Source organism: Xenorhabdus indica, assembly GCF_014467235.1.
Classification (GTDB): domain Bacteria; phylum Pseudomonadota; class Gammaproteobacteria; order Enterobacterales; family Enterobacteriaceae; genus Xenorhabdus; species Xenorhabdus indica.
Map to the genome: position 1 here is coordinate 79,770 of NZ_NKHP01000014.1, position 25,592 is coordinate 105,361.

Sequence of the window (25,592 nt, forward strand, 5' to 3'; positions counted from 1 at the left end):
TAATTTAATTAATATATTTTTTATGCAAATAAAACTTAATTAATCTTAATATAAAACTGATTTTTTTTGCCTTTTTTGTTTGATGAATTTTTTCAATTAAATGAAACCATTTTTTTACTGTAGACTCACGATTATATTCTTCGAATCTATTTCTTCCATTTAATACCATAGATAAATATAAATCAGGTTGATTTATTAATTTATCTACTTCATGAATAAATTGTTCTGGTGTTCTTGCTATTAAGTAATCTAATTCACTTTGCATTATAGCTCTCATAGAAGGCTCATCATCACAAATTAGAGGACAACCGGCACTCCATGCATTAATGAGCTTGCTAGCAGGTTTTCTTATAAGTTCTAAAGAGCTATTTTTTCTAAAACTTATAGCAATATCTATATTTGTATAATCTTCCCAATTTTTAGATGATTTTATAAATGTAATGTCTCTATCTTTTAGAGCTCTTATTAACGCTTCATCGGAAAAAAATTCAGGCAATGCATCTTCATGACCCAAAAAACCAATCGTTTTTACTTCATGACGATTTTTAGATCTAGGTTTCAATCCAGGCTGTGGCCAATGAGGTATGAAAATTTTTCCATTTTTGGCTTGTAATGAGTTTTGAACAACAATGCAATCAGCCCCAGATATTGAAGGTCTATCAGCTTGACAAACTATAGTAGTTCCTTTCCATGGTTTCATTTTAAAACTAAAATCGTCATAATGTAATAGATTTATAGCATCTGCACGAACTTCATTGGTTAGTGTAATATCCAAATAATCAGCATAATAATATTTTAGATTAATTAAAGTTTGAAGAACCCAACACGCTTTACCTTTGCGATAATATCTATCTTGAATTAAATCTGGATTTGTTTTTTTATTTATTATATTTTCAAAATCATAAGCATATTCTGATATAAACTTATGATTTAAAACGCCATTCACAATAATCTTACCCATTGCAAAACCATTTTATAAACTTAAATTTTAAAATATATTATCATATTATAAGTAAATAATCTATTTTATGTGATCTAAAGATCTATAAATCAGCAATAATTTAAATATTATACTAACTATCTATGTTCATAATCTGTTCGTAATCCTGAATAATTTACTTACCCAGGACTACCTTATAAAACATCAAGCAGCTTTAACTATATATAAAAAAGCAATATTACGAGGACGTGTTTCATTTCCACCAGTCGCTGCAGTATTTCCATTAGTATTTGTAGCCCCCCAACCACCTCGACCACCAGATTCTCTTTCAAATGCTCCAGTAAACACTCCAGAATGGGTATGGCTTTGTATACTACCTTCTTGAGAAGACAGTACCTTTCTTCCTGAATCAACATTACGTCCTACATCCAAACCACGAATAAACTCACCACGCAGATCAGGCAAAAAACCAGATGGATATGCTTTTGCTAATTGAGGATACTTAGCTTTATCAAAACTGTCACCATTGCAAATTAAATATCCTGGCGGTGCTTTATCTTGTGGCCACGGTAAAGGTACTCCAACAGGCACACTACCTAATGAATCTTTATCATCTTCTGTTAGTATTTTCTTTTTTCCTTGAAATTTTCCATCTTTATCAAAAGCATAGGTAGATATCCCAAATTTATCCCAATTACTTCCATATTCAAAAGAAATACCTCTAGCATGCTGTGGCCCATCCACAGAAGGATGGGCCACATGAATAGCTAACCCACCAAGATCATCTACCCCATTAGGCCTTAAAAAACCTGAAAGTCCTAAATGACGCGAACTAGGATCATCATAAAGATTGGCTGCTTTAGATAAAATATATCCTGATGTTTTAGTGTTCGTATTTAAATGAATAAAACGGTTATCGGATTCAGATTTTGTATAAACACCAATGATCGCAGCGGATGGCTTATACCCTTCATGATAGACCTGATGCCCTTTAACTCGGAGATTATCAGATTTCAGGCTCATCCATTCAGTGGTTCCCCCTCCAGAAAGACTATGCTGCCATTTGAAATATTCGTTACCATTATCGCCTGTTTTAAACCACATATAGGAGTCTGTATCACCATCACCGGTATTTTTAAAACCGATAGCAGCCATGTCCGTATTTCTACGCCAGGCTATCTCACTGTCAGTTGAAATCGTGATATCCCCGGTGACTTCTCCTCCGCTGCGAGGCAATGCCCCCTCCGCTTTGGTTTTGGCTTCTGTTAAACCGAGGTTTTTTACAAACTCATCTTTGTTTGGAATATCCGCACCATTCTTGTTTTTTTCCAGACGAGTATTGGCATTATTATTTGCTGCATCTGCCTGTGCTTTAGCTTCACGCACCTTAGCTTCGGTTTCTTCCTTAGAATAAGCTCCAACATCCCCTGCATTCAGCGCAATATCTGCTGATAGCGCCTTACCATTCACCTTACGCCCTGCCGGAACACGACCATTAGCATTATTATTCGCCGCATTAGCCAAATCATAAGCCGCCTTTACCGATTTCGGTGTCGCTGCATGAGTTTCGCTATTGCTGTCCACCGCGCTGCTTAGGATCACAAATCCCTTTTCTTTCAGCGTCGCATCAGGATGATTACGGCTATTTGCATGTTTCTTAATGGAATCGTCCACATATTCACGTGTCGCCAGGATCACAGACGGATCAATTTTCAAAGTCACTGCGTCAGCGCTGCTGACAATCAGGATCATACGGATCGTCTGTGTACGACCGGAGCCTTCCTGTAATTGGGGTTTGTAGGTTTCTGCACAGTTACCAACAGCGATCAGAATGCCATCTTTGTCATACAGGCCGATTTCACGGATCCACCAGCCACCTTCGTTTTCAGGAATAACTTGTTCCGCAATGATTTGGTTAGTGTTTTTTGGATCAATGCTCAGCGTATTAATCGCTGCACGACGTTTTTCATTAATCAATTTAGTTTGTTTAGTGTCTGGCATCGGCAGGCTGCCGCCACCATCACCAACGGCCATATGGGTAATTTCGATTTTAGTACCCAGTGCCGCAGCATTTGCCAATTTATCCGCGCCCAACTGTGTCAGCAGCGCAAAATATTTGGTACTCATGGTCTAATCCTCATGTCATCAATAATATGTACTCCCGCGCCCACAATTTCTGAGCCGGATACTGTCACTTCTTTCGGGAAATAGGGATAAACTGTCAGTTCGTCACCGCTGTAAGTCGCTACCGAGTAATGATATTCACCGCGTGTATCCAGGTTGATATCCAACCCAATCAAATGTCGACTCACCGGCTTGGCATCGAAAATCAAATTTTCCAGCTCTTCGAACATTTCATGGGTGATACCACTATCCAGCACACCAATGTCCAGCCGGAAGGTGCCCGGAACGTCGTTGGTCTGCCACCACTCCCGTACACGGATGAGATAACCTAACGGTTCAACTACCCGCCGAATCGCACCAATCGTTCCTTTATGTTTGTGCAGGAACAACGAGCTTTTGATCACTTCCCTTTTGGTGTTCTCAGGCCAGTTTTCGTCCCAGCGATCCACTGACCACGCCCATGCCAGATAAGGCAGTAATGATGCCGGACAAGTGTCCGGGTTCCACAGTTCCCGCAATGGCACTTTGATCTTCTGCAACTCAGCACATGCTTTAGCTGCGGCAAGTTCTAACTGGGTTGAGCCCATCGGCAGAAGGCGATCACTCATCAGAACCTCCCATCGTCAATGTGGTCTTGGTGCAGTAAGAAGCCTGAGTTTTATCCAGCACAACGTCTTTCAGCGGTGCTTTCAGTTCTACACGCTGGACACCTTCCACATGCAATGCGGCATAAATCGCTGACAAACGAATGTCACGCCCCAAACGATGTTGCGCTTCAACGTAATGTTTCAGTTTTTGCTCAGCCGCTTTACGGATAGGTTCTGATTCCGGTGTCGGGAAGATGTACAACACCGCATCAATTTCATATTCCACAATGTTCGCTGACTGAACTTTCAAACGATCTGCCACTGGGCGTACGTTTTCATCGTTCAGGGCTTTTTCGACGATTTCCAACAGTTCTTTGGATGCCACACCTTTGTCTTCACGGGACATGATTGTTACCGTAACGTTGGCTGGTGAGGGGCTGATAGCCGAAGCATCCGCGACACGCCCATCTGCACTGCGGGCATGGTATTCATAAGCCCCAACCGGTCCTGCAACGCTCAAACCTTCAAAGGCTTGAGGAATGCGCACGCGGTAATCGTTGTCGGATTCCATAACAGCCGGTGTCGGCGGTATGGTGGAGTTATCCGCAGAACGCAAAACCATGCGGGATACATTGTTGTTCGCACCCAATTGATCCAGATCGTTACCAGTTGAATAAGCAACCATTACCGCTCGTGCAGCTTCATTAACTCGCTGGCGCAGAAGCAGTTCGCGGTACACGTTCTCTTCCAGCAACTTCACCAAAGGCTCGGATTCAAGTTGCAGGGTTCGAGCAATGGCATCTTGCTGGTCTCCAGGATAAAGCGATATCAGCCCTCTTTTGCGCTCTTCTAACAGTTGTTCGTAATCCAGTGGCTCAACCACGTCCGGTGGCGGCAACTGACTTAAATCGATTGTTGGCATTGCTTACCTCACCGGAATCGAAAGTGAAAATTCTTTGGCGGACTGATGGTAAGTACCCGTGATATCTACCACCATTCTGCCGTCCTGTAGGGTTTCCATCGTGATTGACGTCAGCGTCACACGTGGCTCCCAGCGGCTGATTGCGGTAAAGCTGGCCGCCATCACTTGAAGCCTGAGCGCCGGGTTTTGCGGCCAGTCGATCAGTTCAGGCAGCAAAGAGCCGTAAGTCCTCCGTGCAATACGGCTACCCACAGGGGTCAGTAAAATATCGCTGACAGATTGCCGGACATGATCCAGATCGGCCAGCTCCTTACCTGTCTGTCGGTTCATACCCAGATACATCATACGGGGCCTCCTGATGTGTCACCGCCTGACCGAATACCGGTGTGTTTATGGGAATCCACGATCACACCATTGGAACTGAATGTGCCGCCGGTGTGCTCAATATTGCCCGTCATTTTGCCGCCGTTGCGCACGATCAGATTCCCCGTGCTCATTAGCTGCGTACAGATGACTTCCGGTGTATCCAGCGTAATTCTGGTGCTGGCAACACAGGTAATTTCCGGCGCAGTAATATGAACGGAATCCGATGCAATCACTGTCGCGGTTTTGATGCCAGTCACAGTCAATGCGCCTGATTGCGGTTCATATTCCATCACTGCACCATCCGGAAACTTAATATGCGTTGCTTCAGGAGATGTTGATGGTGCCGGAAACTCATCTGAGAAAATTGCTGGCAATACAAAGGCGGTGGTCAGTTCGCCGCCTATGGACAGTAATAAAACCTGCTCACCAACACTGGGCGCCCACCACGTGCGGGAGTTTCCCGCTCTGGATGTCAACCAGTGCAGCCAGTTGGTTTCAAGATTACCTGTCGCGACTCGGCACATTCCCTTTGTGGTATCCACTTGGGTAATGACGCCTGTTCGGATCAGGTTGCGCAATAAGCGCATCAGTTCAGTGAGTTGTGTGTTCATGGCGTAAGAATGCCATGAAAAAGCAGGTGAAACATTAAACCAGGCTTGTAGGAACCGGCATACAAAACAGCAGAAAAAAGGAAATTAAATCAATAAAATAAAAGCCTTTTTATTCTGAAAAAAGGCTTTTAGGAGGTCATGTAAGGGAGTTCTGTTAAGCCATACAGAATGGCTAGGGTTTACATTGCCGGACAACTTCACGGACATACTGTTGCAGGTAATCTAGTTTGGCTTGATCGTTGATGATCCCGGCTCGGATATCGTAAATAGTGCGTCCAGCTTTTGCAGTGAGTTCGACTTGGGTTCCATCGCCCACACTGCGGGAGCGGGTATTTCGGTTTTGGGTGAGCTGACAGGTAGCAAGGTTGGCGGTGGCGATTCGCACCCGGCGATGGCCAGCGGCAATATCAGCCCGCAAAGCGGCATTTTCTTCAGTAACATGAGCTAATTTTCCAGAATAGTATTCATCCAGTTGAGTGACCCTGTTTTGTGCATCTTTCATTCGTTGAATAGCTGATAATGTTTCCTGGCTTGCTTTCTGGTAGATAGCAGCGATTTGAGCGGAATGCTGCTGCTTCAAGTTTGCCACTTCGCTAAGAAACAGTGAACGGTGTCCCCACCAGCCAAAGCATCCTCCAATTATAAAGGTGACAATTAAAGGTACTTTCTTCATTGTTCCAGTCCCCAACAAGCCAGTTCAGATTCCTGATCACGCCGTAAGACCTGCCCATAACAACCGTTCGGCTGTCCTTGGGTTTTTCGGCAATCACGTCCTCCATCATAAATCCAGCGTTTAATCTCCTGACAGGCACCTTTTCTATCTCCGGCATTGAGCTTGCGATAAAATGTGGAAGAAAAGCATTTTGAAGGACCGATGTTATATGGGCAAAAACTGGCAATCCCTGCAATTTGTGGTTCAGTCAGCGGAATGTGGACATTCTTTTTTACCCAATCAATCGCTTTATCAGCTTCAATCCGGTTCAAGGCTTCACATTGTTCAGAGGTCAACTGCATTCCTTTATATACCGCTTTATTATCAATGCGCGTCACTCCCCGACATATCGTCCAAACTCCACCAGCATCCTGATAGGCTGTAAGCCGGTTACCCTCTTTCTCATCAAGGAACTGGGAAAGAATAACGGAAGAACTGGCACCACCGATGATAAGACCAATAAGCAACCGGCTAAGTTTAGTTTTGAAATCCTGCATACATATCACAGCTCTTTTGGTGCGTGATTTATCAGCTCGCTGACAATACTGGCTGATTTTGACGCAGGATCTACCTCCAGATTTTCCAAAATTTCTTTTAAGATCAGAGTGCGTTTCATTTGCTCACGACGATTGAGACGATAAGTCAGAATGCCGAGAGCAATGCTGGCGAATGCTCCCAACAGGAAACTCCACTCATATAAAGAAAGACCGGAAAAAATAGCAGTGGTGCTGGCGCAGGCATAAGTTGCATGGCTGTATTTATCCATTCATACCCCTTAATCCCAAAGCTGGATCATAGGCTTGCTGGCCACAGGCATAAAGTCCGGCATTTCAACTTTTGTTCCATGAGGCAATATCGCGCCAAAATCAGCAAGTCCCGGATTGGCTAACAATACACGTTCCGTCATGCCCAATGTCCGGCCATAATGGCGCCAGCACAAAGCATCAACCGTCTCATTTTGTTGTGCAATAATTTGCATACACTCTCCTTTTCTTTGCAGAAAACAATCAGTAAATCGGAGAGTTATGATCGAATAATCAGCGGAACACCTCAATGAAGCGGCATTGTCGGAGAAATCGTACAAATGAAGAACAACTCTGCCAGGATATTGACTTTTTAAGAAAGCATAAGGGCAGGAATTGACCCTGCCCTTGTGTTATTTAAATTACTTGTTATTTGTTTGAGAATTCAATCTATTAGACCTAATCCGATAGCCAGCTATCATCCTCCCAGACACTTTGGATGAGTTCCATTATTTGGTTGTGTTCACTACTGTTTTTACTTCCTGTCACTTTTACGGACGTATTGCTGCTGACGGCAATTCTAAAATGCGTCTCTGGATACTGAGGTAGTATTTTCTTTTTAAGTTCATTTTCAAGTGCAGACATGACCGATTCAGAAACATTAGCTCGCTTATCGAAAAGTATTTCAATCCGCATCATTTTCTCCCGACAAAATCTATTCTTCTACCGAATCTGAATTTACCGACCATTCCCTTTCTAACAAATTGTTTTTATACAAGCTATTATAACTGCTAAGTCTTTTTTCATAAGGTGCAGATAACTCAGCTATCCAGACCAATGCCAATTCTTTGTCTTCTGCTTGATTGCATTCACAACTTGTCGCCATTCTGGCAATAAAATTAATACGTTGTGCTACCAATGATTCCATAAGAGAGTCCACTGATATATACGCCTCCACTCAAAAACTGTATACATATACAGTACACCTAATTAGTGAAAATTTAAAGTAGTTTTTTCCCTTCCTAAAGATAAAAATTAATAGTTAATAACCATTATATATTTCTTTTATGGAAATTTTTTTTGAAAAAAAGTATTCTTTAAAACAATTTCACATCTATATCACAATAATATCTTCCCTGTCTATCCGTACAGTTATTGACAGAACTCCAAGAGAGCCATTTCCTGTTTCTTTTATAGACAATCTTCTCCGAAGTCGGAATCGCATCAGATTTTGGTACAATTGACCATTGATGGATTCGTGTACAGATATATTTTGCATAAGACAGCAAAGGCGAGGTCACTCCTTGGATGACGTGAATTTCTTCACCATAAGAGCTACCAAATGGAATCTGTTTGTAAGAGAGTCGGATGACCAAATCACAACGAGCAACCCACGGTCCACCTTGGGCCTGCGTATAAGCAGCCCAATTGCCTTCATCTGCGGCCTGTAAGACCGCATTCATTTTATTATCAGACAAACGTATTTCTTTGAGTCGGCGCAATTCGCGCCAAACAGAAACCGGAGCGCCACCAATTTGTTGAAATTGACGAATACGCCAACGACTTGCCCATGCTGTTACCGATTTAGCCATATCGCGTAATGATTCGCCCGTTTCATGATCGATTTCATCTTCTAATGCGTAACCATCAATATTTTTAGAAATGTACTTTGCGATATAACCTGTCGCACTACCTTGATGAGGATCTATCTCCCTGTAATCAAAACGAGATTTTTTGTCATTATTACGATGACGCAGTAACTCTTCCTCTTCTTCCTGACAAGTGTAATGTTCAAGGATTTTTCTGACCTGCTGCACATGTTCTGGCAGCATAAACAATAAAATATGCCAATGCGGAGTACCGTCATGATGAGGTTCGACAACACGAAAACCAAATAGATTAATTCCTGCACGAGCAATAGCTGCACGGGCTTTTGCCCATACGCTGCATAAATAGCGTTGTGTATCGCGGGGAGTCGCGCCCTCCCACTGATTAACAAATCCACCTTGATGCCGGACTGCGTGGTATTTCGCTGGTGCCGTAATAGTATAGAATTCCCCTACACAGCCCATTTTGTCAGCAATATCCTCGAAACCGCGCATTCTGACCATCAATTCACAACGACGGATAGCAGGATTCGCGTTACTGTGAATCACAGTTTCTGCTAATGAAATACGTTCTCCCGCTTCATTTTCCAAATCAAAAAGCTGGAAAAACTCACGATTGCGTCGCTTTTGCTCCAGCCATTCACGCAAAGCATGTTGCGAAACATAAGGCGATGCCACTTTCTGAACCTGTCCAACTGCAATTGCCATATGTTCCGATTGAATATCCCGCAGGCGCTTTAAACGAAAGTACCACCAGCGGGCGGACATCATACGCAACATTGCTGCACAGAGCTGATCGACAGAAAGTGCTTTGCGTCCATGGTTAAATCGCTGCCAATAAGGAGGATGAGTACCACATTGCAACGTTAGTTTTGCCAATAATTGATAAACTTCTGCCATACGAGAAAATTGTTCCATCTCACTGTCCAAAGATTTCATTTGGCTATGTTGGGACTCTTGCAAAAAAGGTTTTTGCAAAGAAGAGGGACTTAAAGAAGCGGGTTCCCCAAAAGGCTTCAGAGAATAGTACTCATAGTTTTCCGTGATAAACACAGAGACTTCATGAGCGAGCTTCAAAAGCTGTTTACGATCATAAGTCACCACGTTATTCAATTGTGCAATAAAAGGGAAAGGAGCAATACCAGACACCCGGTGTTTGAATTGGTATCTGTGCTTAACCAACTGTAACCGTGGCAACACATTTTGCCCGACAGTTTTTCTCAGATAAGAATTGGCAGCCCTGCGCCCTGATTTAGTCAAAATATCGGCATAACGGCGGCTGAAATATTTCGCCAGAAAGACCGGTATCTGACCGATATATTGATGGCACCATTGATAATCTTCTGCATTCACTTCCCACAACAAACACTCTGCCATTGACGCATTTTGCGGGAAGTTTGGCCGACACATTCCCACCTGCTTATCGTTGGCAATAGCATTGCCAGCGTAATATTCATGAGCGAAAGAAATACTATTCATCAATGTCACCATATTAAGGGTATGTAAGTGCCTGACGTGCACATGCCATCTGTTCAAAAATGCTATTTATTCAGAAAGATAAACAGAAAAAATGTTTAAAAGAGTGATTAATTGGATAACGTCAAATGCTTGGGAAACTGACTGACTACAACCTTAATGTGATTCATCGCTTTGATCAGAGACCGTTTTTCCTCTAGGGTAAATTGGCTGATTTCATTGTCATGACGAGAACGTGGAATATTTGCCAAATAGAAAATAGCGGATAGCACCCGCTTATTCTCTGCATAATGACAATCCCTTTTGTCACGCATATCGGCAAGAAACCGTCTTAATTCTTTCTCATCATTTCCCCAGTATATCGCTCTGATCCTCGACAAATGGTTCAATCCTTCCAACCGCTGACCGAGGTTAATTTGGGCAAATTTTTCTTTCTCTGTATTCGCCATATTTTCCTCACTCTTTTACCTTCAGAGAGCTTATTGTCAGAGCAATACTTGGAACACAGTTGATCTCTGGTATAAGGATTGAAATTTGGCAGTTCATGATGCAATATCTCTCAATGGTTTTCGCATTAACCAATCCGGGTTCATCAAGGTCTCAATTAGAGAACTTTGGTGAGATACTAATATCTCTTATCTGTACTGTCAATGAAAAATACCAATATTGAGATCAAGATGGGGGCTGATAGCGGTGGGCGACCAGCTATTGAGCGCCTTGTCCGCGCGTATGGATTTAAGTCTCGTCAGGCTCTGAGTGACCATTTAGGCGTGTCCAAAAGCACTATGGCAAACCGCTATCTTCGTGATAGTTTTCCGGCGGATTGGATTATTCAGTGTAATCTAGAAACTGGTGCTTCACTGTTATGGTTGAGTACAGGGCAAGGAGAGATGTTCCCAAACGGAGAAGAAGGTAAAAAAACGGAACGGTTGGAAGATATCATCGCGCCGTCAATCTCTCGTGTAAAACTGTCAGGAGGAAAACTAAATGAGGCTGATCCGGTTATCCTGGATAGTGAGCTAATTTCCAAAGACCTCAGAAAACCGCTGATGGTTGATGATGGCATATCCTGGTATCTGCTTGATACCCAGGAAGACAATATTCAGGATGGTTTATGGCTGGTAGATATTGAAGGAATGCACAGTATCAAGAAAATAGCCAAAATCCCTGTCAGTAAAATTCGAGTCAGCGATGATGATGTCACCTTTGACTGTGCGATCAGTGATATTCAATTCATTGGCCGCGTCGCTTTGGTGATCTCCAGACAATAACGGTTTATGTAGTAATACGTTTTCCATCAAGGTCATTTCTGTTCATCAGAATAACCTTGATGGCGTCTATTTAACCATCCGGACGCTTGATCCGGTACAAAACATGCTCCCGCAATGGATGATCTTCCTCTAATGCCGGATACATGAAGGTTTTTTCATCTCTGACCATACCCAATTTTTTCATTACACTTTCTGAGCGATAGTTCAGCAAAGAGGTGAACGCCACAATTTCATCTAGTTCAGTTTCTGTAAAAGCAAAATCAAAAACTTTACGGGCCGCTTCACAAGCATAACCTTTTCCCCAAAATGGCTTATCAAGACGCCAGCCTATCTCAACAAAAGGAGAAAATGGCAATTCAAGGCTAGGGATATTCAGCCCAACAAAACCAATAAATTCGCCATTCTGCTTTAATTCAACCGCCCATAAACCCCAACCTCCTTGTATTTCGAATTTACGAATAAAACTATCAACGAATGTGTCACTTTGCTCTCTTGTCAGCGTCTCAGGGAAAAACTCCATCACTTCCGGATTACTGTTCAAGCGAAAGAAAGGTTCTCTATCTTCTTCCTTCCAGGCGCGAAGCCATAACCTTTCTGTTTCCAGTTCTATAATCACAACGCCCCCTTAAAATTCATTGAGGTATAAAACAGTTGACTATCAAAACAAAAACTGCCGGAAAATTCTACATATTTCCGGCAGAATACATGGAGTTTTATACTCAATGAATCTCAATAGATTGAAAAACGGGGAGTATTCTTTATCAGCAGATATCAGGCAGTGGTTTTAGATTTTGGCTTGTCTCCCTGACTTTCCTTAATAGAAACAATTCGCTCAGCTTCCTGTTTTTTCTTATTTTCTACTTGTTCAGATTGACCAACAAATAATCCACCACGTCGGATTGACATACTTCCGCAACGGCTAATACCCCGTAATTCTCCATGCTCAAGAATATCTAATGTTTCTGCACAGCACGTTCCTTCAACATGACCATCAATAATAATTTCAGGCGCACTTAACTCACCTTCCACTTTTCCGGCATGCATAACACGGATAGCTCCTCCTTTTACGCGAATATTTCCGACAACTTTTCCCCAAATCTGAATATCTCCTTCCATCTCGATATCCCCTTTAAATACGGAATTCTTCGCGATAATTGTATTCGCGCGGGCTTCAGTACCGGAGATTTTTTTCTCTTCAGTTTGCCCAGGAGTGATCTGTGTGACCAGGCTGGCAGCAGATGTCTCAGTTTTTTTTCCAAACATAACTTTGATTCTCTGTTTCATATTAGTAAAGTAAAATACTAAGGCTAAAAAAGATAAAATTGCTGTTATGGCACAACTAATATTTGCACCATACACGTACAAACCCAGTGTAATAGCCCAGAAGAGCCATAGACTGTATAAAAAAACGTTATCTGAAAAACGATACTTTTCCATATTTTTCTCGTTCTTGTGATCTTTTATCTTTCATCAGCAAATATATCTATGAGTATGCCTTAGCGGATATAGAAGAAAGGTGATGAAAATACATCCTAGCATTGTATCAGTATAAAAAACAATCTACAAAGCTATAACAGGGGCATTTGTAACGCTATTACACCGATAACGCTGTCGCTAAAGCCTAATATGCTGAATTATCGATAATTCTCTCTTAAACTCCAACATAAAAAGCTCACTTCAACAGCTTTATCTGACTATTTTCAATATAAAAACCATATAAACTAATAAATCCGCAACACAATTAAACGAATAATTAACAAAATAATATCACAGGTGATACAGTAATATTGTTGTGCCCTAATACCTAATCAATGAAAGAATAATAATGAGAGCATAAATTCTGGTGTAAATATGATTCTATTCTTTGCCTTTTCTAATATAAAAATTTATTTCAAGAAATAATCAATCTATTGGGATTTAAATTTACCCAATTAAAAATTGATAATTTTTATTAACGGAATGGATAAAAACATATCACCACCTCAGCTTCTCTGGCTTGAGAACAAATAAATTTAAATCTAAATTTTTGACATTTAAAACTAACATAAATATTAATTTGAGGATATAATACTGGGGTGATTTAATTGATGTTACGCATACGATTCTGATATCTGACAATATGTTTATCCTACATTCAATTTATATCCAGTAAGTTTTGAGTTGCATTCCAGTCCACAAAAAAGCTACTTGAAAGACAGAGGATATGGTCAATGGATCTCAGATTACTCATGATACGGAAGATTAGGAGTATAAAATGAAAAGGACGACAGGCTTAAACAAAAAGAATATTTTCTCTTTACAGTTAACCATGCCGGACTTCAATATTCTCGAACATAAACAAAGAGGACTGTATATTTTACTTGACGGGGAAATGATATGGAAAGATTGCACCAAAACCTATCACATCAAGTCAAATGATATCCTTCTTACCCATCCGGGAAACTATGCTGCAAAAACTAATACAAAAAATTGTCAGGCATTATGGCTACCATTACATATGGATTTTTTGCGTAGTTTTATGAAACGCTTTGGAGATCTATTAAGTAATATAGAGCGTCATGATTTCCCCGCTTATCGGTTAATTCCTTTCAATCAATTTCCTTTATTAACAGAAAGTATCCGTGGATTAGTCAACGTACTTGCTCATGACTATCCCCCAGTATTGGTTCAGTTAAGAATTGAAGAGCTCCTTTTGTTACTTTCCCTCGGAAAACAAGGCTCATTACTGCTGTCGGTTTTGCGGCAGTTGAGTAATCGTCAAGTAGAACGATTGCAAGCATTTATGGAGGCTCACTATCTCAAAGAATGGAGGCTGAATGATTTTGCCCGCGAATTTGGCATGGGGTTAACTTCATTCAAGGAACTTTTCAACAGTGTTTACGGCATATCACCCCGTGCCTGGATCAGTGAACAGCGTATCCTTTATGCACATCAATTACTATTGAACAGTGGAATGAGCATTGCTGATATCTCGCTGGAATCTGGCTTTTCCAGTCAGTCCTACTTTACTCAAAGCTATCGGAAACGCTTTGGGTGTACACCCAATAGAGCCAGATACGGCAAAAATTAATTACAGTTTTTTGCCTCATAAAAACTCAGGCAGATATGATGAGGCAAAAAATAATAAACCTGCCTCCATATCAAAATGGTGGACAGGTATTAAATAAGAGAGAAAAGAGAATACGTTAATCGACAGTTATAGTGATTAATGATCTTTCTTATTGCAGCTTTTATTACTTTTTTTATCGCTATCTGCATTGTAAAACACAGTACCGAGTTTTATTCTTTCCCGTCCGGTCGCCAAACGATGTCGATTAGTATCGCGCAGAGAATAAATACAGCCACAATATTCTTGCTGATAAAATTCTTCGCGTTTACTGATTTCTATCATACGCGCAGAACCGCCGCCTTTACGCCAGTTATATTCCCAATACGTTAACCCCGGATAACGGGAAGCAGCGCGGACACCACACTCATTAATTTGCTGCATATTTTTCCAGCGTGAAATACCAAGCGAACTGGTAATAACAGGAAAACCATGTTCATGAGCATATAACGCTGTCCGCTCAAAACGCATGTCAAAACACATAGTACAGCGAATGCCGCGTTCAGGTTCGTTTTCCATACCTTTTGCTCGTTCAAACCAGTTATCACGATCATAATCAGCATCAATAAAAGGAATGCCCATCTGTTCTGCAAAACGAATATTTTCATCTTTACGCAGTTCATATTCCTTTAGCGGATGAATATTCGGATTATAGAAAAATATCGTGAAATCTATCCCCGAAGCTAACATTGCTTCCATCACTTCCCCTGAGCACGGCGCACAACATGAGTGCAGCAGTACTTTATTATTTCCATTGGGTAGTGGAAGAGACTTACGTTCATAGTTCAATGACATAGTATTTTACCTAACTCAGACAATAAAAAACCAGGAAGAGAATATGCTTTCCCTCCCTGTGTTTATTAGTTACCCATCTTACCTTTTTCTTCTGCCTTACGACAACGGACAGAAAGAATAGAGAGAAAGAAAAGGCGATTTTGATCACATTAGATCAATCAAACACCTTGTATTTCTGGTAATACCTGCCCACCATCAACCACAATTGTCTGCCCGGTTATATATTTCGCTTCATCAGAAGCCAGGAAACAAGCAGTATAGCCAATATCTTCCGGTGTTCCTAAGGAACGCATTGGGGTTGTAGCTTCGATCTGTTGCAAAAAATCTTCACCGAATGCCTGCAAGCCTTCAGTAGCAATCATGCCTGGCATAATGGAATTAATCGTAATACCCTGAGTTGCATATTCAAGTGCCGCACTTCGCATAAACCCTAGCTGCCCTGCTTTACTCGCACCGTAATGGCTGTATCCCGGCATTCCTACTATCTCACCAGTGATAGATGAAGTCAGTATAATTCGTCCATACTGCTGCTTCTCCATTACACTCAGCGCAGCCTGAACTAATAAAAATGTACCTTTCAGGTTGACGGTATACACTAAATCCCAATCTTCAACCGTCATTTCGTTAAGAAAATGTTGTGGAAAAATACCCGCATTTGAACAAAGAATATCAATCCTGCCATATTTTTCGACAATTCCATCAATCACATTTTTACATGCAGCCTGATCCGTGACATCAAGGGAGATAAAATCAACACCCAATTCTTTGGCAATAACTTCCCCTTTTACTTTATCCGTACCTGAAATAATAGTCGTCGCACCTGCCCGTTTAAATACCTGAGCAATCCCTTTACCAATACCTTTGGTTCCTCCAGAAATAAATGCGATTTTTCCGGCTAAATTAAACATTTTTGTTTCCTTTTATATCGGTAGATACAGTATTTTTGCTACCTTACACTTAATTCCTCAATATATTTTCAGCATGTTATTTTATCAATAACAATAAATATAACCGATATATTAAAAACAATAAAATATCAATTTAATATCTAAACAAAAAGTGTGATGTTATTTAACTTAATTTCGTGAGAAATTTATTGAGAAAAGAGCACTCATAATTACTTATTATGGATTGCATATTATCATCACCGCGATTACTTTTAGTAATAAGTGAAAATACAGGGTAAAAAAATATGACTCTCTCTCATTCATTCTTAAATGAATATGACGGTAGCGCACTATCACCTATTTTATTTCTCAAAAGAACTATATTAAGTAATGGTGACTATCCTGCGATAATAGATGGAGAACAGTGTTGGACGTGGCAACAATATGCAATGCGCTGTGAAAAAGTTGCAGTTGCACTTCAGCAAATGGGAGTGGGTAAAGGTAGTGTTGTCTCCACACTATTATCCAATACTCACGAACTGCTGGAACTACATTATGCTGTTCCGCTATCCGGGGGGATCCTCAACGCTTTAAGTATCAGGACAGATTCAGCTACATTAAATTTTATTTTTGAGAAAATTAATCCTGAGATTTTAGTTATAGATAAAGTCTATCTTCCATTGTTAGATGATGTTGTTTTTAACAATCCGATAAAAATCATTGTGGTTACTGGAAATATTGTGGTTACTGAAAATATTGCGGCAACTCAGCATAATGCAGCTATATTAATATCGGAAACTGATCAGGATCTTATTCACTATGAATCACTGTTAACCCAATACTCATCCAAGACCCTAAATTTTTATCCCATTGACGAACAGGAAGCCATCAGCATTAATTCCACTTCGGGAACCAGTGGACAACCCAAATTGGTTGTCTATTCACACCGGGGAACATACCTTAACGCAATTTCTAATATCCTGGATTGGGATATGCCTAAGCGCCCTACTTATTTATGGACACTACCAATGTTTCATTGTAATGGCTGGTGTTTTCCCTGGACTATAGCTGCACGTGCCGGTACACATATCTGCATGCGCAAATTTGATGCAGAAGAAGCCATACAGCTTATGCAAAAACATCAGGTTACACACTATTGTGGCGCTCCAATTGTGCATTATTCCCTGGGACAAGAAGCTCAGAAACGCGGCATCTCTTTTAATAATCATGTCTACGGTCTTATTGCCGGTGCTCCACCAACAGAGAAAATCTTTGCTCTACTTGACGCTGTCGGGATCGCTGTTACCCAAGTCTATGGCCTGACAGAAACTTATGGGCCGGTCGTTGTTTGTGAAGATAAACATGATTGGGAAACACTACCAACATCAGAAACAATTTTAAAAAAGATGCGTCAGGGTATTGTTTCCAATTTACAAGGAGAGGTCAGGGTTATTGATGAAAACAGCGGGTTAACAGTCCCTTCTGACGGATACTCTATTGGTGAGATTGTCATTCGGGGCAATATTGTTGCCTCTTATGATCCTGCCCGCCATATTACAACTGATATGACAAGTCAGTGGTTTTTTACCGGAGACTTAGCCGTCGTTGATTGCGATGGTTATATTAAAATCATCGATCGGAAAAAAGATATCATTATTTCTGGTGGTGAAAATATTTCCAGCCTTGAGTTGGAGAATGCTCTGTCAAATTACCCCGGAGTTTTGGCTGTCGCTATTGTAGCAAAATCTGATGAATATTGGGGTGAAGTTCCCCATGCCTTTATCGAACTGGATGAACATACATTGATAACTGAACAAGAATTGGATGACTATATCTGTACCGTTGTAGCACGCTATAAGCGGCCCAAAGGCTATACTTTTTTAGCACTGCCACGCAATGTAAACGGAAAGATCCTCAAAGAACAATTAAGAAAATTAGCGAAAGACCCATAACATCCAGGACATGGTAAAATGCGAGAATTCATGCAGCAATATAACATTACTCCCGAAAGAACCTAACTCATTGGAGTAACGCAGGAAATCGAATCCCACTTTTTGCCAGATACCCCATATTGCAATACATTGCACAGGCAGCATCAATCAAAGACATTGCAATTGCTGCCCCGCTACCTTCACCAAGGCGCAGATCTAAATGCAGATAAGGCTGTAGCCCCAAATGCTGTAATGCCAACACTGCCCCTTTTTCTGCTGACATATGAGATGGAATACAGTAATCCCGAACAGAAGGAGCTATCTGGACTGCCGCCAGCGCAGAAGCGTAAGAAATAAAACCATCAAGGACAACCGGAACGCCTGCGGCTGCGGCTCCCAAAATCACTCCCGTCATCCCCACAAGCTCAAACCCACCTACCTTTGCTAATACATCAAGGGAAGAATGCACATCTGGCTGATTCACATCAATAGCACGACGTACAACAGATTCTTTATGTCTGAGTCGTTCAATCGGCAAATTAGCGCCCAATCCAACCACATCACAGGGCTCGCTTCCGGTAAGGACACTGATAACTGCCGCTGCTGGTGTCGTATTTGCAATTCCCAGTTCTCCCACACCAAACACTGAAACACCTGCTGCAATACGCTGTTGAACGAGTTGCGCACTGGCCAACAATAATGCTTCTGCATATTCATAAGACATAGCCGGACCTTGTGTAATATTGCCACAACCCTGGGCTAATTTGAGAGAGAGCAAATTATCTATTGGCTCACAATCAATACCAATATCTACAGGCAAAACATGAGTATTGCTGTTTTTCGCCAATACACAAACTCCTGTCAGCCCTTGCAACATATTCCGTGCCTGTATGGCCGTCACATTCTTGGGAGAAATAGCCACACCTTCTTCATAAACGCCGTGATCAGCACACATAACGATAATTTCTTTTTGCAGATTTCGCAGATCCTCAATACCGGGCATTCCCGCAAGTTGTATTGCCAGAGTCTCCAGACGCCCCAGGCTACCAATCGGTTTGACCAAGCTGTCGATATGCTGTGCTGCTGTCTCCATTTTTTCCCGATCAAGTGGTTGAATTTTATCAAGTAAAAGAGACAAAGAGTGAAATTCCATAATTATTCTTCCAGCCAAATTTCAGATTGGGTACTTAAAGGAAACCACATTTATTGGCTCTCCATAAACCAATTTATAAAAGCTATTTTTCAAAAGAACTATTTCCCAAGAAACTATTTCCAAATCAAAATCAAAGTCAGTAAAAAAACCACTTCGCCTATTTCAATTGCCGCTCCTAGTGTATCTCCGGTTTGCCCTCCCAACCGATAATTAAAATAGAGAGAAAGTAAAAAAATGGCGATCATCGTAACCATCATTGCAGATAATCCCTGCCAATCACCAAGTATCATCACCAATACCGTCCCTGTCAGTAAGGTGAGCACCGTACCACGTGGAGTAATGCGGCCAATATAACTGCTCCCCATTCCTTCATTTTCACGGGCATAACGCTGCTCAAACATCAAAAGCACAACAACAGTACGTCCAACAACAGGAGCACAAGATAATAAGGCTAATAATTTCAGGGGAGGATGATAGGCAAGTTCAACAACAGCAAGCATTTTAATGAGGATACAAAAAATCAGGGCCAGCCCGCCATACGTTCCAAGACGACTATCCTGCATAATTTCCAGCATTCTTTCCCTCTGGCGGCTGGAGAAAATTCCGTCACAGGTATCAGCCAGACCATCTAAATGCAATCCGCCAGTCAGAAGCACCAAAGCTAACGCATAACCGATTGCACCAATATACACTCCCCCGCCAGATTGACTTATTGCCAGAGCAATACAGGATGCAATTACGCCGACAATAAAACCAATCAAAGGGAAAGTCGCTATACCCCGCCCTAGCTGATAAAAATCAGTACCTTGAGCCCACTTTGCAGGCACGGGAAGCCGTGTCATAAACTGTAATGTTGCCCAAAAAAGTTTCAATTTCATTTAATCTTCACTCCAATACCAGAAACCATCAGCCAGACTGTTTCTGCTGCCTGTGCCAGTTTCTGGTTAGCTCGTCCGGCAATATCAATAAAATGACGAGCCAGTCGATTTTCAGGAGTAATTCCCATCCCCAATTCATTGGTCACTAAATAAACAGGCATCGGACAATTCAGGCAAGCATCGATCAAGTCATCTATCTGGTGGTGGACAAATACCTCCAATGAGGTGAAATCCAGCTTATCAGGTGACATGCCTTCTGATTTATCAAAAAGCAGGTTAGCAATTAATGTCGTTACACATTCAAGTATAACTCCCTCTTCTGGTTTACGGTGTTGGCGAATAACATTTCCCAGATCCTGATGTCCTTCCCAGGTTCGCCAATGGGGGGGGCGATCTTGCTGATGCCGCTCAATACGAGCAGCCATCTCCTCATCCGTAATTTGAGCCGTAGCAATATACAACACCTGTTCGCAGCGCTCTGTGATCAGCCGTTCAGCATAAGCACTCTTTCCACTACGTGCTCCGCCAGTTACTAAAATCATTTGTTGGCTCCCGAAAATTACACAGTATTTTGTGACTACAGCAAACCTGTTTATATCGTTGCCATAGAATAACGTATTGAATGATTATTTGATGAATTCATACAGATAAGTGTTTTGTATCGACGTGAATTAGCTCACAAAGTCAGACAAATATTCTTATGTGCTGTCTGTTATAGTAATATCCCAATATAATTACCTTACTATTAACAAATATACAGACATGCAAAATCCAGAAAATCATCTCACAGATATATCTACTTTTATGGCCCTCGATATTCGTGTTGGCAGGATCACCAAAGTTGAAAAAATGTGGCCTTAGGGACACGGATGCTGTAATTTTAAATAGGAATACCATGAGAATACAAAAAAGATGTATAGGTTACGTTGCTATTGTTGTTGATGATTACGACAAAGCCATTGATTACTACACCAACAAATTGGGTTTTACGCTGGTGGAAGATATCCCCAACCAGGAAAAAGTGAAGATATTTATGGTAACCGTTGGGATTTATATCAAAACGCAATTTCTTAATAAATATTAGCCCAATTTAATTGGGTTATTTCCCTCATATTAAAAAAACAGATTAATTTTGACTTGAATTTCAAAGTAACAATGGCAACAATATTAATTGTGCCATTGTTATTAATTATGAATGGTAATAAAATAATACTCACTTTAATTTATAACCTTTTACTTCACTTTCAAGCGCTCTGCTTTTTTCATCATAATTTTGAATATCTGTATATGGAATTTTTTTATTTGCAATATTGTAAATGACTTCTGGCAAACTCGCTATAAATTCAATAGGTGATTCAGGTAGTTTTACTGATACTTTTTCTCCTTTACTATATGCAGTTACTGAATGGTTTTCTATTTCCTGAGTATTCAAATTAACAGGTTTATTAGTGCTGTCAATTTTCGCCCCAGTCAGATAAGTTTTACCCACTACGCTTAGATCTACACTATTAGCACCAGAAATACCAGACTGATTCGCCAGAGCCTCATCATCATATTTTTCGTAATCAACCTTTAATTTATCTTTTGTCCCGATTAGAATACTTTTGATTTTACTCAACACCCCAAAAATGCCGGTTGGCTGTTTATCATTAAATAAATTTCCGCTATTAAACATAATTCCAGCATCTACATATGTCTTTTGTCCATTATTTGTATTCTTAACAGTTTCAATATTGAGATTACCTCCAATTTTACCATTTACGCTATCTGCTACAATATTAGAACTTTTGAGTATTGTATCTTTTCCACTAGTTAATGTAACAGTTTCACCTGTAATCTGGCTGTTATGGTTGGTAACTGCATTTGCATAACCTTTGCCGAATTCTCCATAAGCCTTCACACCCAATTGACCTAATTTAGAACCCGTTATTGCAGCCGCGAATCCTCCTTCACCACCAACTTGAAGACTATTTTTCCTTGTAATATCTTGCGCTGATGTAATAATAATTCCGCCCCGTTTTGCTGCTAAATCTATCTGATAACCAGAAACATTTGTGCCTTGTAAGGATAGATTATTATCAGCAGTTAAGTTAACACCTTGTTCACCTTTAATATTGCTGTTTTTTGCGATTATCGTATCTTCATCATTTGTAGCATATTTTGAGCCAACAAAGGCAGCTCCAGAATTAACAACACCGGTAGCAACATTAACGCCTATCTGAGCTTCAATACCCACTTTATAATTTGTATTAGAAACCTTATTAGTATTATTTGCCTGATTAAAAGTAATATTATCTCCCGCATTAATGCTAGTTTTTCCACTCTCAGCATCAAAAGATGTACCCTGATATTTGGCATTATGCTTAGCTTGAATATTAATGTTTTTCTGTGCTCTGAAATCACTGACTATAGCGTCAGAGCTGGATTGAGAGCTCCACGATGCGCCCCCTTTTCCTCCCCCTTTCACAACAAGATCCTGAGACTGGATGTCAAAACCTGCTTGTAAACCTGCGTTACCTGACGTATGAAAAACATTTTTTTCTTTACGATTAAACGCAGCTTCACTGATATGATTATTTGCTTTTAATTCTATATTTCCATTAGTTGAATGATATTGCGTTCCTTGGTCATAGACATCATCCTTAGCATTAATATTAATATTATCGGCGTTTATTAGAGTAACATCAGCATTTGATGTGCTGGAATGTTCTTTGTGATTATCTCCCTTAGCGGAAATATTAAGAGCAACACCGGGAGAGTTGTTTTTTACCCCCAAAGAAATGCCTAGAGCACCTCCTACTTTCAGATCACCTGAAGATTCAGTAGTACTACTTACTGCCGCCCGGTTCTCTATACGATTAGCGTTAACATCATAATTACCGGCGATATTATGCTGAGTTCCCTGTTGCTCTAATTTATTTCTTGCCTGTAATTTGATGTCACCAGCAATATTCGTTTTTGAAACTCTTGCATTTTTCTGCTGTTGAACGCTATTGATATTGCCATATTGAGTACCAACAGTAGCCCCAATTCCCCCCTTGCCTAAAGAAAACACTAAACCAACACCAGTAGATGAATGAGATTGCTTTTTCGAAATTTCATTATCGGCAGAAAGGAAAGAGATATTATTAGCTAAGATATCAACATTACCATCTGTCGTGACTATATCTGATCCGATAACAGTAACATCTTTACCTGCATTAATGGAAATATTCTTCCCGTTAAGCTCCGATGATTTTTGTGTTATTTTTCCTTGTTGCTGACTATCACTGGTATAATTAATAATAAGTCCAGTATCAAAAAGCTTTCCATTATCTTTATCCTTATCTTTCGTAGCAGGTTTAAATATAAACCCTGCTTTAAGCAAAGATGCTATTTTCTGCCGATCATATTTCTCACCATAAGAGGAAACCTTTAAATCACCAAGTGCATTGATATTCAATGCATTAGCACTTTTTATTAAACTATCCACGACTTCAATATCTTTACCACTGAGTAATTTCAAATCCGCATCAGAAATAACCTGACTTTGTATTGCCGTCTCTTTATATTCTTTTTCTTTATTGGAATCTTTAGTAATATTAAAAACAGTTCCATTCCTCTCATCAATACTATTTTTATGATAATTAACTGCATTATCAATTAATAAGCTTCCATTAATTGTTTCAAAGTATGCACCTTCTCCTGCTTTAATATTACTTCCGGTAATTTTAATTCCATCATCACCTATCACGAATATATACCCATCTGCTGTTACATCAGAGGATTGATTCTGTTTAATCTCATTGTAATTATTTTTATTCTTCCCTCCTGCAATTCCACCCCAGTATGTTACGTTATCATTATCTGTCGATTTATTATCAAAATCTTTAGAAATAATTTGAGATTGTTTACTTGCCTTAATGATTAAATTATTGTCAGCGTGAGATTTAGTACCAATCAATTTAATATTACCATTTGCTTCAATACCCAAATCATTTCCAGCATTCAAATCACTTCTGATATTTTTCTGGGTGGAGTAACCTTTTTCTTTATCCCCTGTAGTTAATTTACCAGAATCAAGTCTGATATATTCTTTATTATTTGTTTTTTCAGCTTCTATCAAATTGTCTATTACCACATCACGCTTAGCAGATAATATGATATTATTATCTGCATCAATATTCCCACCCTCTATTTTAATATCCTCACCTGTCGCAGCTAATTTCACATTACCGCTAGCTCGAATATTATCTCCATCCTGCTGAAATTTATCATAGCTATTAGTTTTACTATCTTTCCATAAAAATTTCCATTGCTCTTCATTGTCTTCAGTATGCTGATTATATTTCTGCCCTTCTAATTTCAGATTTTCACCGATTAGGTTAATATTGTTGCCATAAATATCTGTTGCCATAATTTTATTATCTTTTTGGGCATTCAATGTAATATTTTCACCTTCTAATCTGGTATGAGCAATAGACTGTAATTTTCTCTCCTTACGAGTACTATTTCCGCTCATAAAATAGCTTTCTGATTTTTCATCTTTGAAAGAAACTTCTCCTAAGGCTCCTTGGGATAAAATAGTGTCACCTTTTAATTCAAGATCACCTCCTTTCAGCCTGGCTCCTTCCAATTTTAACTCTCCTTTGGATTCAATGTTAATACCACCACCAGCGGCCATCTCGCCTTGCAGATTAACACCACTACCTTTATCTGTACTTAATAACCGAATACGGCCAGCCTGCATACTGCCTAAATAATAGCTATCAAGTAAACCTACTGCTGATTTTTTTGTATCCAATAGTTGACCATCAGAAGAAATTTTGTTTTGACCTGTTATTATATTAAGATCTTGGTTGGTACTGATTTTACCAAGGCTATTAATTTTGGGGGCAATAAGATTTATAATAGCATCATGTACCAAACCTCCTTCACCAATTTTCAGACTATTTTTACCTTCAAACGTGTTAAACCCTTTCAAAACACCTTTATCGACTAATGGATTACCTACAACTAGCGATAACTGATTTGTATTGATAAAACCACACCCATTACAAGTGATACCATTGGGATTTGCTAATATATAATCTGCCGCCGCGCCAAAAACTTCTTGTCTACCCAGTAATAAAGAAGGATTACGGCTGATAACCTCATTTAAAATGATCTCTGCCTTCCGTCCATGCAAATTATTATTAGCCAATAACTTGCCTGCCAATTGCGAATTACCGTCTATTAGTGAATTATTGAAAACTGCACCATCTTTAGAAACATTAAAATCTTCATATTGATTATGCGATAAGCCTGACTCTGAAGGAGTAGCAATATTAATGACCACTGCGCCATTCTTAGCATTTGTTACATCAGGTTGGTGTGATGGATCACCTCCGGGCGTGATCCCATTGGCAAAACTATTTGAACTGAAGATCATAATAATTGCCACTGACACAGCAAGCCGACCAGTAGGTGATAATCTAAAATCAGTATTTTTCATATAATGACTC

Annotated in this window: 25 protein-coding genes and 1 pseudogene; 4 read left to right on the forward strand and 22 right to left on the reverse strand. The window is 40.1% G+C overall.

The features are described from left to right. Positions 1 to 4: 4 nt before the first annotated feature. The 14 genes from Xind_RS12220 to Xind_RS12290 form a co-directional block, all read right to left on the reverse strand. Complete coding sequence (locus tag Xind_RS12220) at positions 5 to 961, reverse strand: glycosyltransferase (protein WP_047685757.1); 957 nt, start codon at positions 959 to 961, stop codon at positions 5 to 7. 183 nt (positions 962 to 1,144) lie between these two features. Continuing rightward, positions 1,145 to 3,067 (reverse strand): phage tail protein, encoded by a 1,923-nt coding sequence (locus Xind_RS21685; protein WP_246432527.1) that lies wholly within the window; start codon positions 3,065 to 3,067, stop codon positions 1,145 to 1,147. Further along, positions 3,064 to 3,672, reverse strand: coding sequence for a phage tail protein I (locus tag Xind_RS12235; RefSeq protein WP_187650130.1), 609 nt, complete (start codon positions 3,670 to 3,672; stop codon positions 3,064 to 3,066). The genes Xind_RS21685 and Xind_RS12235 overlap by 4 nt, the downstream gene beginning before the upstream one ends. Next, positions 3,665 to 4,573, reverse strand: coding sequence for a baseplate assembly protein (locus tag Xind_RS12240; RefSeq protein ID WP_047683416.1), 909 nt, complete (start codon positions 4,571 to 4,573; stop codon positions 3,665 to 3,667). The genes Xind_RS12235 and Xind_RS12240 overlap by 8 nt, the downstream gene beginning before the upstream one ends. Before the next feature lie 3 nt (positions 4,574 to 4,576). Next, complete coding sequence (locus Xind_RS12245) at positions 4,577 to 4,918, reverse strand: GPW/gp25 family protein (RefSeq protein WP_047683414.1); 342 nt, start codon at positions 4,916 to 4,918, stop codon at positions 4,577 to 4,579. Beyond that, positions 4,915 to 5,550, reverse strand: a complete 636-nt coding sequence (locus tag Xind_RS12250) for a phage baseplate assembly protein V (RefSeq protein WP_047683412.1) — start codon at positions 5,548 to 5,550, stop codon at positions 4,915 to 4,917. Before Xind_RS12250 ends, Xind_RS12245 begins: the two co-directional genes overlap by 4 nt. Before the next feature lie 172 nt (positions 5,551 to 5,722). After that, a complete protein-coding gene (locus Xind_RS12255; RefSeq protein ID WP_187650131.1) occupies positions 5,723 to 6,223 on the reverse strand; it encodes a lysis system i-spanin subunit Rz in 501 nt (166 codons plus the stop codon). Beyond that, positions 6,220 to 6,759, reverse strand: coding sequence for a lysozyme (locus Xind_RS12260; RefSeq protein WP_052189631.1), 540 nt, complete (start codon positions 6,757 to 6,759; stop codon positions 6,220 to 6,222). The genes Xind_RS12255 and Xind_RS12260 overlap by 4 nt, the downstream gene beginning before the upstream one ends. Before the next feature lie 5 nt (positions 6,760 to 6,764). Next, complete coding sequence (locus tag Xind_RS12265) at positions 6,765 to 7,028, reverse strand: hypothetical protein (RefSeq protein ID WP_047683410.1); 264 nt, start codon at positions 7,026 to 7,028, stop codon at positions 6,765 to 6,767. Positions 7,029 to 7,037: 9 nt separating this feature from the next. Beyond that, positions 7,038 to 7,241 (reverse strand): tail protein X, encoded by a 204-nt coding sequence (locus tag Xind_RS12270; RefSeq protein WP_047683408.1) that lies wholly within the window; start codon positions 7,239 to 7,241, stop codon positions 7,038 to 7,040. Between the two features lie 223 nt (positions 7,242 to 7,464). Then, on the reverse strand, positions 7,465 to 7,704 hold the full coding sequence (locus tag Xind_RS12275; protein ID WP_246432528.1) for a DinI-like family protein: 240 nt from the start codon (positions 7,702 to 7,704) through the stop codon (positions 7,465 to 7,467). Between the two features lie 16 nt (positions 7,705 to 7,720). Continuing rightward, positions 7,721 to 7,933, reverse strand: coding sequence for a hypothetical protein (locus Xind_RS12280; protein ID WP_047683404.1), 213 nt, complete (start codon positions 7,931 to 7,933; stop codon positions 7,721 to 7,723). A gap of 169 nt (positions 7,934 to 8,102) precedes the next feature. Then, positions 8,103 to 10,091: a replication endonuclease gene (locus Xind_RS12285; protein ID WP_187650132.1), complete on the reverse strand. Its 1,989-nt coding sequence runs from the start codon at positions 10,089 to 10,091 to the stop codon at positions 8,103 to 8,105. Between the two features lie 107 nt (positions 10,092 to 10,198). Continuing rightward, positions 10,199 to 10,537 (reverse strand): DUF5347 family protein, encoded by a 339-nt coding sequence (locus Xind_RS12290; protein ID WP_187650133.1) that lies wholly within the window; start codon positions 10,535 to 10,537, stop codon positions 10,199 to 10,201. 201 nt (positions 10,538 to 10,738) lie between these two features. On the opposite strand from Xind_RS12290, the gene Xind_RS12295 reads away from it, so the two are divergent. Continuing rightward, positions 10,739 to 11,359: a phage repressor protein CI gene (locus Xind_RS12295; protein ID WP_047683398.1), complete on the forward strand. Its 621-nt coding sequence runs from the start codon at positions 10,739 to 10,741 to the stop codon at positions 11,357 to 11,359. 70 nt (positions 11,360 to 11,429) lie between these two features. Here the strand turns inward: Xind_RS12295 and Xind_RS12300 are convergent, their stop codons facing one another. Further along, positions 11,430 to 11,975: a GNAT family N-acetyltransferase gene (locus tag Xind_RS12300; RefSeq protein ID WP_187650134.1), complete on the reverse strand. Its 546-nt coding sequence runs from the start codon at positions 11,973 to 11,975 to the stop codon at positions 11,430 to 11,432. 155 nt (positions 11,976 to 12,130) lie between these two features. Then, entirely contained in the window at positions 12,131 to 12,622 is a 492-nt protein-coding gene (locus Xind_RS12305; protein WP_246432530.1) for a bactofilin family protein, read from the reverse strand. 991 nt (positions 12,623 to 13,613) lie between these two features. Between Xind_RS12305 and Xind_RS12310 the strand changes: the two genes are divergently transcribed. Next, entirely contained in the window at positions 13,614 to 14,429 is an 816-nt protein-coding gene (locus tag Xind_RS12310) for a helix-turn-helix transcriptional regulator (protein WP_187650136.1), read from the forward strand. Between the two features lie 135 nt (positions 14,430 to 14,564). Here Xind_RS12310 and Xind_RS12315 read toward each other — a convergent pair whose 3' ends face one another. Continuing rightward, complete coding sequence (locus Xind_RS12315) at positions 14,565 to 15,260, reverse strand: epoxyqueuosine reductase QueH (protein WP_047683390.1); 696 nt, start codon at positions 15,258 to 15,260, stop codon at positions 14,565 to 14,567. Between the two features lie 158 nt (positions 15,261 to 15,418). Then, positions 15,419 to 16,168, reverse strand: a complete 750-nt coding sequence (locus tag Xind_RS12320) for an SDR family oxidoreductase (RefSeq protein ID WP_047683388.1) — start codon at positions 16,166 to 16,168, stop codon at positions 15,419 to 15,421. Positions 16,169 to 16,452: 284 nt separating this feature from the next. Between Xind_RS12320 and Xind_RS12325 the strand changes: the two genes are divergently transcribed. Beyond that, positions 16,453 to 18,099 carry an AMP-binding protein gene (locus Xind_RS12325; RefSeq protein WP_187650137.1) on the forward strand — a complete coding sequence of 549 codons (1,647 nt, stop codon included), beginning with the start codon at positions 16,453 to 16,455 and terminating at the stop codon, positions 18,097 to 18,099. Between the two features lie 67 nt (positions 18,100 to 18,166). On the opposite strand, the gene cobT is transcribed toward Xind_RS12325, so the two are convergent. The 3 genes from cobT to cobU all read right to left on the reverse strand — a co-directional run bounded on the left by cobT (position 18,167) and on the right by cobU (position 20,651). Continuing rightward, entirely contained in the window at positions 18,167 to 19,231 is a 1,065-nt protein-coding gene (gene cobT / locus Xind_RS12330) for a nicotinate-nucleotide--dimethylbenzimidazole phosphoribosyltransferase (protein WP_047683384.1), read from the reverse strand. A 113-nt stretch (positions 19,232 to 19,344) separates the two neighbouring features. Beyond that, positions 19,345 to 20,109 carry an adenosylcobinamide-GDP ribazoletransferase gene (gene cobS, locus Xind_RS12335; RefSeq protein ID WP_047683382.1) on the reverse strand — a complete coding sequence of 255 codons (765 nt, stop codon included), beginning with the start codon at positions 20,107 to 20,109 and terminating at the stop codon, positions 19,345 to 19,347. Then, positions 20,106 to 20,651 carry a bifunctional adenosylcobinamide kinase/adenosylcobinamide-phosphate guanylyltransferase gene (gene cobU, locus Xind_RS12340; RefSeq protein ID WP_047683381.1) on the reverse strand — a complete coding sequence of 182 codons (546 nt, stop codon included), beginning with the start codon at positions 20,649 to 20,651 and terminating at the stop codon, positions 20,106 to 20,108. The genes cobS and cobU overlap by 4 nt, the downstream gene beginning before the upstream one ends. 353 nt (positions 20,652 to 21,004) lie before the next feature. On the opposite strand from cobU, the pseudogene Xind_RS12345 reads away from it, so the two are divergent. After that, a pseudogene (locus Xind_RS12345) lies at positions 21,005 to 21,130 on the forward strand (VOC family protein); the annotation flags it as partial. A 192-nt stretch (positions 21,131 to 21,322) separates the two neighbouring features. On the opposite strand, the gene Xind_RS12350 reads toward Xind_RS12345, so the two are convergent. Further along, a complete protein-coding gene (locus Xind_RS12350; RefSeq protein WP_187650138.1) occupies positions 21,323 to 25,582 on the reverse strand; it encodes a hemagglutinin repeat-containing protein in 4,260 nt (1,419 codons plus the stop codon). Positions 25,583 to 25,592 lie beyond the last annotated feature (10 nt).

Excerpts from the sequence above, each read along its gene's own strand:
- Xind_RS12220 (WP_047685757.1), bottom strand. The coding sequence starts at position 961 with ATGGGTAAGATTATTGTGAATGGCGTTTTAAATCATAAGTTTATATCA.
- Xind_RS21685 (WP_246432527.1), bottom strand. The coding sequence starts at position 3,067 with ATGAGTACCAAATATTTTGCGCTGCTGACACAGTTGGGCGCGGATAAA.
- Xind_RS12235 (WP_187650130.1), bottom strand. The coding sequence starts at position 3,672 with ATGAGTGATCGCCTTCTGCCGATGGGCTCAACCCAGTTAGAACTTGCC.
- Xind_RS12240 (WP_047683416.1), bottom strand. The coding sequence starts at position 4,573 with ATGCCAACAATCGATTTAAGTCAGTTGCCGCCACCGGACGTGGTTGAG.
- Xind_RS12245 (WP_047683414.1), bottom strand. The coding sequence starts at position 4,918 with ATGATGTATCTGGGTATGAACCGACAGACAGGTAAGGAGCTGGCCGAT.
- Xind_RS12250 (WP_047683412.1), bottom strand. The coding sequence starts at position 5,550 with ATGAACACACAACTCACTGAACTGATGCGCTTATTGCGCAACCTGATC.
- Xind_RS12255 (WP_187650131.1), bottom strand. The coding sequence starts at position 6,223 with ATGAAGAAAGTACCTTTAATTGTCACCTTTATAATTGGAGGATGCTTT.
- Xind_RS12260 (WP_052189631.1), bottom strand. The coding sequence starts at position 6,759 with ATGCAGGATTTCAAAACTAAACTTAGCCGGTTGCTTATTGGTCTTATC.
- Xind_RS12265 (WP_047683410.1), bottom strand. The coding sequence starts at position 7,028 with ATGGATAAATACAGCCATGCAACTTATGCCTGCGCCAGCACCACTGCT.
- Xind_RS12270 (WP_047683408.1), bottom strand. The coding sequence starts at position 7,241 with ATGCAAATTATTGCACAACAAAATGAGACGGTTGATGCTTTGTGCTGG.
- Xind_RS12275 (WP_246432528.1), bottom strand. The coding sequence starts at position 7,704 with ATGATGCGGATTGAAATACTTTTCGATAAGCGAGCTAATGTTTCTGAA.
- Xind_RS12280 (WP_047683404.1), bottom strand. The coding sequence starts at position 7,933 with ATGGAATCATTGGTAGCACAACGTATTAATTTTATTGCCAGAATGGCG.
- Xind_RS12285 (WP_187650132.1), bottom strand. The coding sequence starts at position 10,091 with ATGAATAGTATTTCTTTCGCTCATGAATATTACGCTGGCAATGCTATT.
- Xind_RS12290 (WP_187650133.1), bottom strand. The coding sequence starts at position 10,537 with ATGGCGAATACAGAGAAAGAAAAATTTGCCCAAATTAACCTCGGTCAG.
- Xind_RS12295 (WP_047683398.1), top strand. The coding sequence starts at position 10,739 with ATGAAAAATACCAATATTGAGATCAAGATGGGGGCTGATAGCGGTGGG.
- Xind_RS12305 (WP_246432530.1), bottom strand. The coding sequence starts at position 12,622 with ATGTTTGGAAAAAAAACTGAGACATCTGCTGCCAGCCTGGTCACACAG.
- Xind_RS12310 (WP_187650136.1), top strand. The coding sequence starts at position 13,614 with ATGAAAAGGACGACAGGCTTAAACAAAAAGAATATTTTCTCTTTACAG.
- Xind_RS12315 (WP_047683390.1), bottom strand. The coding sequence starts at position 15,260 with ATGTCATTGAACTATGAACGTAAGTCTCTTCCACTACCCAATGGAAAT.
- Xind_RS12320 (WP_047683388.1), bottom strand. The coding sequence starts at position 16,168 with ATGTTTAATTTAGCCGGAAAAATCGCATTTATTTCTGGAGGAACCAAA.
- Xind_RS12325 (WP_187650137.1), top strand. The coding sequence starts at position 16,453 with ATGACTCTCTCTCATTCATTCTTAAATGAATATGACGGTAGCGCACTA.
- cobT (WP_047683384.1), bottom strand. The coding sequence starts at position 19,231 with ATGGAATTTCACTCTTTGTCTCTTTTACTTGATAAAATTCAACCACTT.
- cobS (WP_047683382.1), bottom strand. The coding sequence starts at position 20,109 with ATGAAATTGAAACTTTTTTGGGCAACATTACAGTTTATGACACGGCTT.
- cobU (WP_047683381.1), bottom strand. The coding sequence starts at position 20,651 with ATGATTTTAGTAACTGGCGGAGCACGTAGTGGAAAGAGTGCTTATGCT.
- Xind_RS12350 (WP_187650138.1), bottom strand. The coding sequence starts at position 25,582 with ATGAAAAATACTGATTTTAGATTATCACCTACTGGTCGGCTTGCTGTG.